The organism is Bacillus mycoides (genome assembly GCF_000832605.1).
In the GTDB taxonomy this organism is placed as follows: Bacteria; Bacillota; Bacilli; order Bacillales; family Bacillaceae_G; genus Bacillus_A; species Bacillus_A mycoides.
Window position 1 is genome coordinate 1,444,012 of sequence record NZ_CP009692.1, and the last position, 13,105, is coordinate 1,457,116.

Here is a 13,105-nt window from a genome sequence, read left to right on the forward strand (position 1 = left end):
TAATGAAAACAACCATCATGAATGAACATTCATTTATTTTCACAAGTATTGGAAGGGGGAATGAGAGTGGAAAAACCTTGGTTGCAGAGTTATCCAGAGGAAATCCCAGGTACGATTTCATATGATATTCAGCCACTTCATGGATATTTAGAGAAAATGGCTGCTCGTTATCCAGAAAAGAAAGCGCTTCACTTTTTAGGTAAAGATGTTACATTTTCAGATTTCCATGACAAGGTAAAGAAATTTGCGAATTACCTTCAAAGGCTTGGTATTGAAAAAGGCGATAGAGTTGCGATTATGTTACCGAATTGTCCGCAATCTGTAATTGGTTATTATGGTACTTTGCTTGCGGGGGGGATTGTTGTACAAACGAATCCTCTTTATACAGAAAGAGAGCTTGAGTACCAACTTCATGACTCAGGGGCAAAAGTTATTCTTTGCCTGGATTTAGTGTTTCCGAGAGTTACTAATGTTCAAACGGCAACAAAGCTTGAGCATATTATCGTAACCCGTATTGCAGATTTTTTACCATTCCCTAAAAATTTACTTTATCCATTTGTACAAAAAAAGCAGGCAAATCTTGTTGTGAATGTGTCGGAAAGTGAAACGATTCATCTTTGGAAATCGGTAGAAAGAGAAAGTAATGCTGATGTTGAAGTTTCATGTGATCCTGAAAATGATCTAGCCCTTTTGCAGTATACAGGGGGAACGACAGGGTTTCCAAAAGGGGTTATGTTAACGCATAAAAACCTCGTTTCGAACACTTTAATGGGAGCGCATTGGTTATATAATTGTAAAGAAGGAGAAGAGGTAATTCTTGGTGTTCTTCCGTTTTTTCATGTGTACGGGATGACAGCTGTAATGAATTTAAGTATTATGCAAGGATATAAAATGGTGCTTATTCCGAAGTTTGATATGAAAATGGTTTTTGAAGCAATTAAGAAACATAAAGTTACACTATTTCCAGGAGCACCAACCATTTATATTGCTCTATTAAATAGTCCTCTTTTAAAAGAATATGATATTTCTTCAATTCAGGCTTGTATTAGTGGTTCTGCACCGCTTCCTGTAGAAGTGCAGGAGGAGTTTGAGAGAGTTACAGGTGGTAAATTAGTAGAGGGTTATGGATTAACGGAGTCATCACCAGTTACACATGGGAATTTTTTGTGGGAAAAGCGTGTGCCGGGAAGTATTGGGGTACCGTGGCCGGATACAGAGGCAATCATCATGTCACTTGAAACAGGAGAGTCATTACCTCCAGGTGAAATTGGTGAAATTGTTGTAAAGGGCCCACAAATTATGAAAGGGTATTGGAATAAGCCAGAAGAAACGGCAGCTGTACTGCAAGATGGCTGGCTCCATACAGGTGATGTAGGATACATGGATGAGGATGGCTTTTTCTATGTGAAAGATCGTAAGAAAGATATGATCGTTGCTAGTGGCTTTAACGTATATCCTCGTGAAGTAGAAGAAGTGTTATATGAACACGAAAAGGTGCAAGAAGTGGTAACAATCGGTGTTCCTGATCCGTATCGAGGGGAAACTGTAAAAGCGTTTGTTGTTTTGAAAGAAGGCGCTGAGTGTTCTGAAGAAGAATTAGATCAGTTTGCACGTAAATATTTAGCAGCTTACAAAGTTCCGAAGGTATATGAGTTTAGAAGTGAGTTGCCGAAGACGACAGTCGGAAAAATTTTACGCCGTGTCCTAATAGATGAAGAGAAGAGAAAGAATGAGGATGAGCAAACGGGCTAAGGCCCTTTCTTTTTGAAAAAATAGGATTGACACTTTTCTAAATAGTCAGTATTATAAGAATATGAATGACTATTCATTCAGTCATCTTCTTGAAGGGGACAGTAAAGTGAAGAAAAATAGACCGAAATACAATCAGATTATTGATGCTGCAGTCATTGTGATTGCGGAGAATGGATACCATCAAGCGCAAGTTTCTAAAATTGCAAAGCAAGCTGGGGTAGCTGATGGCACGATTTATTTATATTTTAAAAATAAAGAAGATATATTAATATCCTTATTCCAAGAGAAGATGGGAGAATTTGTTGAAACAATTCGTCAAAAAATAGCAGGAATTGAAAGCGCTGTAGCGAAGTTATTCATGTTGGTAGAAACGCACTTCTTGCTGTTGTCACAAAATGATCCTCTTGCTATCGTTACGCAATTAGAGCTAAGGCAGTCCAATCAAGACTTGCGCCTTAAAATAAATGAAGTATTAAAAGGCTACTTACAAGTTATGGATGAGATTTTAGAGACAGGTATAAAGCAAGGTGAATTTCAGGCGGATTTAAACGTTCGCGTGGCAAGACAAATGATCTTTGGAACAGTAGATGAAGTTGTGACCAATTGGGTAATGAGCGATCATAAGTATGATCTGGTCGCACTTTCAAAAACGGTACATGGGCTACTTATTGCAGCTTGTGGTTATCGTCAATAATGGGAGGGATCATGTTGAAATTCCTATCTGTAAAAGTTGAAGATCATATCGCGGTGGCGACGTTAAATCATGCGCCAGCTAATGCGATGTCTTCACAAGTTATGCATGATGTTACTGAATTAATCGATCAAGTGGAAAAGGATGATAACATTCGTGTTGTTGTTTTACATGGTGAAGGACGCTTCTTCTCAGCAGGGGCAGATATTAAAGAATTTACATCTGTTACTGAAGCGAAGCAAGCAACAGAGTTAGCACAGCTTGGACAAGTTACGTTTGAGCGTGTTGAAAAATGCTCAAAACCAGTTATTGCGGCAATTCATGGAGCGGCACTTGGCGGCGGCCTTGAGTTTGCTATGTCTTGCCACATGCGCTTTGTAACTGAAAGTACAAAGCTTGGTTTACCTGAATTAACACTTGGATTAATTCCTGGTTTTGCAGGTACACAGCGCTTACCACGTTATGTTGGTAAAGCGAAAGCTTGTGAAATGATGTTAACAAGTACACCAATTACTGGTGCAGAAGCATTACAATGGGGACTTGTTAACGGAGTGTTTTCTGAAGAATCCATTTTAGAAGATACGCTTAAAATTGCAAAACAGATTGCTGGAAAAAGCCCAGCAACAACTCGTGCTGTGCTAGAGTTATTACAAACGACAAAATCGTCTCATTATTATGAAGGTGTACAGCGTGAATCACAGATTTTTGGTGAAGTATTTACGAGTGAAGATGGAAGAGAAGGCGTAGCAGCGTTTTTAGAAAAACGTAAGCCTTCATTTAGTGGTAGGTAGTCCAATTATTTTTTTAATAAAAATTAACAGAATTTTAAAATTGATAGAATCTTTCTGAAAAATAAGGGGGTAAATGGAATGAACATCTACGTACTCATGAAACGAACATTTGACACAGAAGAAAAAATCGTAATTAAAAACGGTGCAATTTACGATGGCGAAGCGGAATTCATCATCAACCCTTACGATGAATATGCGATTGAAGAAGCGATTCAAGTAAGAGATGCACAAGGTGGAGAAGTTACTGTTATAACAGTTGGTGGCGAGGATAGTGAAAAAGAACTTCGCACAGCATTAGCGATGGGCTGCGATAAAGCGGTACTAATTAACATTGAAGATGATGTTGAGAATGGTGACCAATTTACAACAGCAAAAGTGCTCGCTGAATATTTAAAAGATAAAGAAATCGATTTAATTTTAGGCGGGAACGTTGCGATTGACGGTGCATCTGGACAAGTTGGTCCACGAGTAGCTGAAGCGTTAAATATCCCATACGTAACGACGATTACGAAGCTTGAAATTGATGGTACAAATGTGAAGATTGAGCGTGATGTTGAAGGGGATACAGAAGTAATTGAATCATCATTACCTCTTCTAGTAACAGCGCAACAAGGTTTAAATGAACCGCGTTATCCATCACTTCCAGGTATTATGAAAGCGAAGAAGAAGCCACTAGAAGAAGTAGAATTAGATGATTTAGATTTAGAAGAAGATGATGTGGAAGCAAAAACAAAAACAATTGAAATCTATTTGCCTCCTAAGAAAGATGCAGGAAAAGTGTTACAAGGCGAGCTGCAAGATCAAGTAAAAGAACTTGTATCGTTGCTCCATACAGAAGCGAAAGTAATCTAATAAAATACGAAATTATATATGCAGGAGGGAAAATCTATGGCTCGTAAAGTATTAGTAATGGGTGAAGTTCGTGATGGATCGCTACGTAACGTTTCGTTTGAAGCGGTAGCAGCAGCAAAAACAATTGCAGAAGGCGGTGAAGTGGTAGGTCTTCTAGTTGGAGACAGCGTTGCCTCTTTTGCAAATGAATTGATTCATTACGGTGCAGATCGCGTTGTGACAGTTGAAAATGATAAATTAAAATCATATACATCTGATGGATATGCACAAGCGTTTTTAGCTGTATATGCTGAAGAAAAGCCAGAAGGCATTGTATTTGGACATACGGCACTTGGTAAAGATTTATCACCAAAATTAGCAGCGAAATTAGAAGCTGGTTTAATTTCTGACGTAACGGCTTTAGAAGTTGAAGGTGGAAATGTTATCTTCACTCGTCCGATTTACTCTGGTAAAGCATTTGAGAAGAAGATCGTAACAGATGGTATATTATTTGCGACAGTGCGTCCAAATAACATTGCAACTCTTGAAAAAGACGAGTCTCGCACAGCTGACGTGTCTTCTATTACAGTTGATGTGAAAGATTTACGTACAATCATTCAAGATGTTGTCCGTAAAACTGCAGAAGGTGTTGATCTTTCTGAAGCGAAAGTTATTATAGCTGGTGGACGTGGTGTGAAGAGTGAAGAAGGATTTAAACCGTTAAAAGAATTAGCTGACGTACTAGGCGGCGCTGTTGGAGCATCTCGTGGTGCTTGTGATGCTGAGTACTGTGATTATTCATTACAAATTGGTCAAACAGGTAAAGTTGTTACACCAGACCTATACATTGCATGCGGGATTTCTGGTGCGATTCAGCATTTAGCTGGTATGTCTAATTCAAAAATAATTGTTGCGATTAATAAAGATCCAGAAGCTAGTATCTTCAAAGTAGCTGACTATGGTATTGTCGGTGATCTGTTTGAAGTATTACCTCTTTTAACAGAAGAGTTTAAAAAGTTAAAAGTACATTCATGATTTGAGTACCCTTGAGTTCCAAGTGAAGTACCCCTATATATAGAAAAAGATGAGAGATCCCCTGTCTCTCATCTTTTTAGTATTTCATCCATATTTTTATATAGTATAAAGGAACATTTTTTTGTTACAATACATAACGATACATAATATTCGCCACGTATAAAAGTTAATGATATACTCTTGGTAGAATATACTTGAAGGAGGAAATAAAATGGCAATTATAAATGCAAATGACCAAAGCTTCGCAGCTGAAACTAGCGAAGGTGTTGTACTATTAGATTTCTGGGCGCCTTGGTGCGGACCTTGTAAAATGATCGCTCCTGTATTAGAGGAAATCGATTCAGAGTTAGGCGAGAAAGTAAAAGTAGTAAAAGTGGACGTTGATGAAAACCAAGAAACTGCTCGTCAATTCGAAGTAATGAGCATTCCAGCTCTTTTCGTATTAAAAGACGGTAAAGTGGTTGATCAAGCGTTAGGATATAAACCGAAAGAAGCGTTAGTAGAATTAGTTTCTAAACACTTCTAAAATAAAGAAGCTACCATTTGGTAGCTTTTTTTATTTTCTTTTTTACAACCTTTCCGTTACAATAAAAGAACGTATGTTGGGTGTTTTGGCATAGTATGTTTTTATGTGAAAATAAAAATGATAAGCATAAGCATGTAGAAATGGAGGGAGACGAGTGCACGAGCATTTAAAAGAGAAGTTAGCAATTTTGCCCGATCAACCTGGTTGTTATTTAATGAAGGATAAGCAGGGAACGGTTATATATGTCGGAAAAGCAAAGGTACTCAAAAATCGTGTGCGCTCGTACTTTACTGGTTCGCATGATGGGAAAACACTTCGGCTTGTTGGAGAAATTGTTGATTTTGAATATATTGTGACTTCCTCAAATTTGGAGGCTCTTATTTTAGAGTTAAATTTAATAAAAAAATATGATCCAAAATATAATATTCAATTAAAAGATGATAAAACATATCCTTTCATTAAAATTACAGCTGAAAAACAGCCGCGCTTACTCATTACGCGAAATGTAAAAAAGGATAAAGGAAAGTACTTTGGGCCTTATCCAAATGCGCAATCGGCACATGAAACAAAGAAATTATTAGATCGTATGTATCCACTTCGTAAATGTTCAAATATGCCAGATAAAGTTTGCTTGTATTATCATATGGGTCAATGTTTAGCACCTTGTGTGAAAGAAGTAACGGATGAGCAAAACAAAGAAATTGTTGATGAAATTATTAAATTCTTAAACGGTGGGCATAAAGAAATTCGTTCAGAATTAGAAACGAAGATGTATGAGGCTTCAGAAAAGCTAGAATTTGAACGGGCGAAAGAGTTGCGAGATCAAATTGCTCATATTGATGCAATTATGGAAAAGCAAAAGATGATTATGAGTGATTTAGTGGATCGTGATGTGTTTGGATATGCAGTTGATAAAGGGTGGATGTGTGTTCAAGTTTTCTTCGTTCGAAAAGGAAAGCTAATTGAACGTGATGTTTCTATGTTCCCGATTTATGATGAACCAGAAGAGGGATTTTTAACTTTTATCGGTCAATTTTATGAAAACAGTAGTCATTTCAAGCCGAAGGAAATTGTTGTTCCAGGAAGTATAGATTCAGAATTAGTAGAGCGCTTTTTAGAAGTTGAAGCGACACAGCCGAAGCGTGGGAAGAAAAAAGACCTTGTAGAATTAGCAAATAAAAACGCAAAAATTGCACTAGAAGAGAAATTTCACTTAATTGAACGTGATGAAGAGCGGACGGTTAAAGCCATTGATAATTTAGGGAAGCAGCTGGGCATTGAAACCCCATATCGTATTGAAGCGTTTGATAACTCGAATATTCAAGGGACAAATCCCGTTTCCGCAATGATTGCTTTTATCGATGGGAAACCAGCGAAGAAAGAATATCGGAAATATAAAATTAAAACGGTTCAAGGTCCTGATGATTACGAATCTATGAGGGAAGTTGTAAGACGCCGTTATACGAGGGCGCTTAAAGAGAATTTACCTTTACCAGATTTAATCATTATTGATGGTGGAAAAGGCCATCTGGCCGCTACAAGTGATGTTCTGGAGAACGAACTCGGTTTATATATTCCGATGGCAGGGCTTGTAAAAGATGACAAACATAAAACCTCCCATTTAATTATTGGAGATCCACCTGAACCTGTGATGCTTGAGAGGAATAGCCAAGAATTTTATTTACTGCAACGCATTCAAGATGAAGTGCATAGATTTGCAATTACATTCCATCGCCAGTTGCACGGGAAATCGGTCATTCAATCAGCATTGGATGATATTCCAGGAATCGGCGATAAACGAAAAAAGGTATTGTTAAAACATTTTGGCTCGTTAAAAAAGATGAAAGAAGCTTCCATAGCTGAATTTGTCGAAGCAGGTATGCCGAAAAATGTTGCAGAGATGATATATACTTATTTAACAGATAAGAAGACGTTGTAGTTTACAACGTCTTCTGTTTTTTGGTATAATTTCTGAAGATTTAAAATAAACTCATCTGAATGAATATACAAAAAAGTCAACTAAACTTATATGTCTAGTTGACTGTAGGTAGATGCTACACTTCAATGAGATCTTTTATATCCCATTTAACAAGAAATGTAATAGAGTCTGAACGCTTTTTCTGTTCCTCATAGGACTCTGCAACGACGTTTCTTTGTCTTTGAATTTGCTCGGCGATAAATCCAGCTTCTAATTGATAAGATGAATGTCTTTTTTGTTTTTGACGCTCAGTAATAAGTGTACCTTTAAGTTGAAACTGCATTTCACGACGTTTATGTTCAATGATGCTTAAAGTGCCCCAACCAGCTTTTTCAAAAAACTGAATGACTTCTTCAATTGTTTCTAGCGGATATTTTCTCGCAAGGTTTCTACCGGCCCAGTATAAAATACCATCTAAATCGTTACCAATTAAATCAGGTAGTAATTCTTCACGTAGCAATTCATAAGCGAAGGCGTTCAATGAAACATCTTCTAAAGATGTTATATCGATTGTATTTTTGCTCACAATATTCCCCTCTTTCTATAGGGATTATTATATAACATTTTTCATTTATAAAAATAGATTTTTCTTTGGGGAAATCTGAATATATAAGAAAAAAAAGAATTGGCAAATTATATGCAAATTATGTGCAAATTATGTATACGTTTTCTTGACGCTTCGACAAAAATAGGGGTAAAATGAACTTGTTATCAAATTATGCTGAAATATTTCGAATAATTTTTTCAGTTTTTCTTATGCCAATAGTGAAAAAACATTATTGTTGTAAATTAATCTGAAAACAGCAGTCAAACATTCAAGGGGGTAATGGGGACATGAAAGGCCGCGAGTATACGTTTCGTAAGTGGCACTCATTAATGGGGGTCATTCCGGTTGGTGTCTTTTTGACGCAACATTTAATTGTAAACAACTTTGCAACAAGGGGAGCAGAGGCTTTTAACAAAGCTGCAGGCTTTATGGAGCTCCTTCCATTCCGGTATGCGCTAGAAATTTTCATCATCTTTTTACCTATACTGTACCATGCTATATATGGCTTATATATTGCATTTACAGCTAAGAACAATGCGGTATCTTACGGCTATTTCCGTAACTGGATGTTCGTCTTCCAACGAATTTCAGGTATCGTTACGCTGATCTTCATTTCTTGGCACGTCTGGGAAACTCGTATTCAAGCATTGTTAGGTAAAGAGGTAAACTATGATATGATGGCAGATATTTTAAACAACCCATTTATGTTTGGTTTCTATTTAGTTGGTGTTGTTTCAACAATTTTCCACTTTGCAAATGGACTATGGACATTCTGTATAAGCTGGGGAATTACAGTATCTCCACGTTCACAAAGAATCTCTACTTATGTAACATTAGCTATTTTCTTAGGTCTATCTTATGTAGGTGTGAGTGCATTATTAGCGTTCATCGATCCACAGCTAGCAAACCAGTAAGGAGTGGGAGAGCATGAAAGGGAAACTTATAGTAGTCGGCGGTGGCTTGGCCGGCTTAATGGCAACGATTAAAGCGGCAGAAGCAGGAGTAAATGTTGAACTATTTTCTTTAGTACCAGTAAAACGTTCACATTCTGTATGTGCCCAAGGTGGAATTAACGGTGCCGTAAATACAAAAGGTGAAGGGGATTCTCCATGGATCCACTTTGACGATACAATTTATGGTGGGGACTTCTTAGCGAACCAACCACCAGTTAAAGCGATGTGTGATGCAGCACCTGGTATTATTCATTTAATGGACCGCATGGGTGTTATGTTCAACCGTACGGAAGAAGGACTTCTGGATTTCCGTCGTTTCGGTGGAACACAACATCACCGTACAGCATTTGCTGGCGCAACAACTGGTCAACAATTACTATATGCATTAGATGAGCAAGTACGTCGTCATGAAGTAGCAGGACTTGTAACGAAATATGAAGGTTGGGATTTCTTACGAGCTGTTGTAGATGATGAAGGTGTGTGCCGAGGAATCGTCGCGCAAGACTTACAAACTATGGAGATAAAAAGTTTCCAAGCTGATGCCGTGATTATGGCAACAGGGGGCCCTGGTATCATCTTTGGAAAATCAACAAACTCTATTATTAATACAGGTACAGCAGCGTCTGCTGTATATCAACAAGGTGCATATTATGCGAACGGTGAGTTCATTCAAATTCATCCAACGGCAATTCCTGGAGACGATAAGTTACGTCTTATGAGTGAATCTGCACGTGGTGAAGGTGGACGTGTTTGGACGTATAAAGATGGTAAGCCATGGTACTTCTTAGAAGAAAAATATCCAGCTTACGGAAACCTTGTACCTCGTGATATTGCAACGCGTGAAATCTTTGATGTTTGCGTAGAGCAAAAACTAGGTATTAACGGTGAAAACATGGTGTACTTAGATCTTTCTCATAAAGATCCGAAAGAACTAGATATTAAACTTGGTGGAATTATTGAAATCTATGAGAAATTTACAGGTGATGATCCTCGTAAACTACCAATGAAAATCTTCCCAGCAGTTCACTATTCAATGGGCGGATTATGGGTTGATTATAAGCAAATGACAAGTATTCCAGGTTTATTTGCAGCAGGTGAGTGTGATTATTCTATGCACGGTGGTAACCGCCTTGGTGCGAACTCATTATTATCAGCAATTTACGGTGGTATGGTAGCAGGACCGAACGCAATTGAGTATATGAAAGGTCTTTCTAAATCATCTGATGCTGTTTCATCTACTGTATATGAGCAAAATGAATTAATTGAAACAGAGAAATTTAACAATATTTTAATGCTTGATGGTAACGAAAATGCATATGTTCTTCATAAAGAGCTTGGAGAATGGATGACAGATAACGTTACAGTAGTTCGTGAAAATAAAAAGTTACTAGAAACTGATGCGAAAATTGAAGAGTTAATGGCGCGTTACAAACGCATTAACATTAACGATACAGCAAGATGGAGTAACCAGGGTGCTTCATTTACACGCCAACTTGCAAATATGTTCGAGTTAGCACGTGTTATTACAATTGGCGCATATAACCGTAATGAAAGCCGCGGAGCGCATTACAAACCAGAATTCCCAAATCGTGATGATGCAAACTTCTTAAAAACTACGATGGCGAAATTTGAGGGAGAAGGAAAGGCACCAGCATTCCATTACGAAGAAGTGGATGTTTCATTAATTAAACCACGTAAACGTGACTATTCCTCAAAACATGATGTAGCTGCTAAGGGTGAAGAGAAGGGGGATAAACAACATGTCTGAGAAAACAATCCGCCTCATCATTACGAGACAAGATGGCCCAGATGCACAAGAGTTTGACCAAGAGTTTGAAATTCCATATCGTCCTAATATGAATATTATTTCGGCGCTTATGGAAATTCGCCGTAATCCTGTCGACTCAAAAGGGAACCAAACAACTCCGATTGCATGGGATATGAACTGCTTAGAGGAAGTATGTGGAGCATGTTCGATGGTGATTAACGGAAAACCACGTCAATCATGTACAGCCCTTATTGACCAGTTAGAGCAACCAATTCGCTTAAAGCCGATGAAGACATTCCCGATTGTACGTGATTTACAAGTTGACCGTAGCCGTATGTTTAACGCGTTAAAACGTGTTAAAGCTTGGATTCCAATCGACGGTACGTACGACCTAGGACCAGGTCCAGGAATGCCAGAGAAAAAGCGTCAATGGGCATATGAACTTTCGAAATGTATGACATGTGGTGTTTGCTTAGAGTCATGTCCGAACGTAAACAGTAAGTCTGACTTTATTGGTCCAGCACCGCTTTCACAAGCACGTTTATTTAACTCGCATCCAACTGGTGAAATGCATAAAGCAGATCGCTTACGTGCAATTATGGGTGATGGAGGACTTGCAAACTGTGGTAACTCTCAAAACTGTGTGCAATCATGTCCGAAAGGTATTCCATTAACAACTTCAATTGCAGCATTAAACCGTGATACAACAATTCAATCGTTCAAAGATTTCTTTGGTAGCGACAATAACTATTAATAAATATTGCCTCTTCATGTTGAAGAGGCAATATTTATAACTTTATATTTCTGTTTATTCAGTTTATTTTAAGGGCGAAAAGGAGAGGGAACGATGAAGAGAATTTCTTATATTGAAGACTTTGAGCAATGGGAAAGTGGTTTTTCATTTTATAATCCTGTCAAAGTTCGTTTTGGTGAAGTAGATATGTTTGGACATGTAAATAATGTCGTTGCTTTTACATATTTTGAAGAAGCGCGTATCGCATTGTTTAAAGAACTCGGATTTATGCAAGAATGGACACATGAATCATCAGAAACGATGATAGTCGTCGCAGATCTACAATGCAATTTTATTAAACAAATTTATTTTGATGAGCAGTTGAAAGTATATGTAAAGGCGGGAGCGGTTGGGAATTCCTCTTTAGATTTACACTATATGGTCAAAAATGCAGAAGGAGAAGTTTGTTTAGTTGGACGCGGTATGATGGTCCAAGCATCGAAAAAAACTGGAAGAGGCGAACCGTGGCCTGAGGAATGGAAGGAATTGCTATTATAATAGAATAAAAGAAAAATAAGAGAGCGATTCGCTCTCTTATTTTTTGTCCTCCATCGCCTCTTCTAATGTTAGGTGGTGCTTATATATGTATGTGGCGTATGGATTACCGACGTAGCGTAAGTGCCACGGTTCATATGCATACTCTGTTGTTTTTGTTTTATCCTCTAAATAACGAATGACAAATCCGAACTCATGGGCATGTTCTGCAACCCATTTTCCTTCTGCTGTCTCTCCGAAGATTGGTTCTAATTGGAATTTAGCAGATTTTGAGCTAATATCCATTGCTAGACCGGTTTGATGCTCACTTGTTCCAGGAATTGCACTTACCGAATCAGCCTCAGCTTTTCCTTGGCGTTTAATATATGTATTATGTAATGACTGTTGGCGTTTGTAAGAACGGTAACCTGAAACTGCTGTAAGTTCTAAACCTTCTTCTTTCGCTGCTTGGAACATTTTTTCAAGAGCGTCTGCAGCATCTTTGCGAAGTAATGTTTTCTCTTTATCTTTTGGACTAGTAAATGGTACGTTCGGTTTCGTCAAATCTTCTGGAATGTACCCATCTGGTAATTTACGATGTTTATTGACTAATACAAGAGCAGAATCTGGATTTGTTACAACGGAAAAATTATCATCTAGTTTCTTTGCATTATGATCAGCTTTTTGAAAAGCAGGAATCTCTTCTTTTTGGTGGTTATTATGTTTTTGATTTTCGACAGCTTTCGCTTCGTTTTGTAGTGGTGATTTAGAACCAAAGTAAACGAAAGATGTGATACCGATTACAATAGTAGCGGCAGAAATAATTATTATTTTTTTCATGATGCCCTGTAATCACAGTCCTTTCTTAATAAAATATGTATCGTTTTTATTATAAGTCTAGTTTGTTGAAAAAGAAATATAAGAGTCGTAACGTAATAGAAATGCAAAGAAAATGTCAGAAAATGT

The 13,105-nt window shown here is 37.7% G+C and carries 13 protein-coding genes; 11 read left to right on the top strand and 2 right to left on the bottom strand.

The window, feature by feature from the left end:
• Positions 1–66 precede the first annotated feature (66 nt).
• The 7 genes from BG05_RS09390 to uvrC all read left to right on the top strand — a co-directional run bounded on the left by BG05_RS09390 (position 67) and on the right by uvrC (position 7,565).
• Positions 67–1,752, top strand: a complete 1,686-nt coding sequence (locus BG05_RS09390; RefSeq protein ID WP_002184881.1) for a long-chain-fatty-acid--CoA ligase — start codon at positions 67–69, stop codon at positions 1,750–1,752.
• Between the two features lie 106 nt (positions 1,753–1,858).
• Positions 1,859–2,446 (top strand): fatty acid metabolism transcriptional regulator FadR, encoded by a 588-nt coding sequence (locus tag BG05_RS09395; RefSeq protein ID WP_012261773.1) that lies wholly within the window; start codon positions 1,859–1,861, stop codon positions 2,444–2,446.
• 11 nt (positions 2,447–2,457) lie between these two features.
• The gene (locus tag BG05_RS09400) at positions 2,458–3,234 is read left to right on the top strand and encodes an enoyl-CoA hydratase (RefSeq protein WP_002088868.1); all 777 of its coding nucleotides are present in this window, start codon (positions 2,458–2,460) and stop codon (positions 3,232–3,234) included.
• A 78-nt stretch (positions 3,235–3,312) separates the two neighbouring features.
• Positions 3,313–4,086 (top strand): electron transfer flavoprotein subunit beta, encoded by a 774-nt coding sequence (gene etfB / locus BG05_RS09405; RefSeq protein ID WP_002088867.1) that lies wholly within the window; start codon positions 3,313–3,315, stop codon positions 4,084–4,086.
• A gap of 36 nt (positions 4,087–4,122) precedes the next feature.
• A complete protein-coding gene (gene etfA / locus BG05_RS09410) occupies positions 4,123–5,100 on the top strand; it encodes an electron transfer flavoprotein subunit alpha (protein WP_002015402.1) in 978 nt (325 codons plus the stop codon).
• A gap of 211 nt (positions 5,101–5,311) precedes the next feature.
• Positions 5,312–5,626: a thioredoxin gene (gene trxA / locus BG05_RS09415; RefSeq protein WP_000974757.1), complete on the top strand. Its 315-nt coding sequence runs from the start codon at positions 5,312–5,314 to the stop codon at positions 5,624–5,626.
• A 154-nt stretch (positions 5,627–5,780) separates the two neighbouring features.
• On the top strand, positions 5,781–7,565 hold the full coding sequence (gene uvrC, locus BG05_RS09420) for an excinuclease ABC subunit C (protein ID WP_002129304.1): 1,785 nt from the start codon (positions 5,781–5,783) through the stop codon (positions 7,563–7,565).
• Positions 7,566–7,680: 115 nt separating this feature from the next.
• On the opposite strand, the gene BG05_RS09425 is transcribed toward uvrC, so the two are convergent.
• Positions 7,681–8,130: a YslB family protein gene (locus BG05_RS09425; protein WP_002015405.1), complete on the bottom strand. Its 450-nt coding sequence runs from the start codon at positions 8,128–8,130 to the stop codon at positions 7,681–7,683.
• Between the two features lie 308 nt (positions 8,131–8,438).
• Between BG05_RS09425 and sdhC the strand changes: the two genes are divergently transcribed.
• The 4 genes from sdhC (at position 8,439) to BG05_RS09445 (ending at position 12,163) form a co-directional block, all read left to right on the top strand.
• A complete protein-coding gene (sdhC, locus tag BG05_RS09430) occupies positions 8,439–9,065 on the top strand; it encodes a succinate dehydrogenase cytochrome B558 (RefSeq protein ID WP_002015407.1) in 627 nt (208 codons plus the stop codon).
• Between the two features lie 13 nt (positions 9,066–9,078).
• A complete protein-coding gene (gene sdhA, locus BG05_RS09435; RefSeq protein WP_002034228.1) occupies positions 9,079–10,872 on the top strand; it encodes a succinate dehydrogenase flavoprotein subunit in 1,794 nt (597 codons plus the stop codon).
• Positions 10,865–11,626: a succinate dehydrogenase iron-sulfur subunit gene (gene sdhB, locus BG05_RS09440; RefSeq protein WP_033734270.1), complete on the top strand. Its 762-nt coding sequence runs from the start codon at positions 10,865–10,867 to the stop codon at positions 11,624–11,626. The genes sdhA and sdhB overlap by 8 nt, the downstream gene beginning before the upstream one ends.
• Before the next feature lie 93 nt (positions 11,627–11,719).
• Positions 11,720–12,163 (top strand): acyl-CoA thioesterase, encoded by a 444-nt coding sequence (locus BG05_RS09445; RefSeq protein WP_002088859.1) that lies wholly within the window; start codon positions 11,720–11,722, stop codon positions 12,161–12,163.
• A gap of 36 nt (positions 12,164–12,199) precedes the next feature.
• Here BG05_RS09445 and BG05_RS09450 read toward each other — a convergent pair whose 3' ends face one another.
• Positions 12,200–12,979: a M15 family metallopeptidase gene (locus BG05_RS09450; RefSeq protein WP_002088858.1), complete on the bottom strand. Its 780-nt coding sequence runs from the start codon at positions 12,977–12,979 to the stop codon at positions 12,200–12,202.
• Between the last annotated feature and the right edge of the window lie 126 nt (positions 12,980–13,105).

Coding starts and splice junctions, on each gene's coding strand:
- sdhB (WP_033734270.1), top strand. CDS start 10,865: ATGTCTGAGAAAACAATCCGCCTCATCATTACGAGACAAGATGGCCCA.
- BG05_RS09450 (WP_002088858.1), bottom strand. CDS start 12,979: ATGAAAAAAATAATAATTATTTCTGCCGCTACTATTGTAATCGGTATC.
- BG05_RS09400 (WP_002088868.1), top strand. CDS start 2,458: ATGTTGAAATTCCTATCTGTAAAAGTTGAAGATCATATCGCGGTGGCG.
- sdhA (WP_002034228.1), top strand. CDS start 9,079: ATGAAAGGGAAACTTATAGTAGTCGGCGGTGGCTTGGCCGGCTTAATG.
- trxA (WP_000974757.1), top strand. CDS start 5,312: ATGGCAATTATAAATGCAAATGACCAAAGCTTCGCAGCTGAAACTAGC.
- etfA (WP_002015402.1), top strand. CDS start 4,123: ATGGCTCGTAAAGTATTAGTAATGGGTGAAGTTCGTGATGGATCGCTA.
- BG05_RS09445 (WP_002088859.1), top strand. CDS start 11,720: ATGAAGAGAATTTCTTATATTGAAGACTTTGAGCAATGGGAAAGTGGT.
- sdhC (WP_002015407.1), top strand. CDS start 8,439: ATGAAAGGCCGCGAGTATACGTTTCGTAAGTGGCACTCATTAATGGGG.
- etfB (WP_002088867.1), top strand. CDS start 3,313: ATGAACATCTACGTACTCATGAAACGAACATTTGACACAGAAGAAAAA.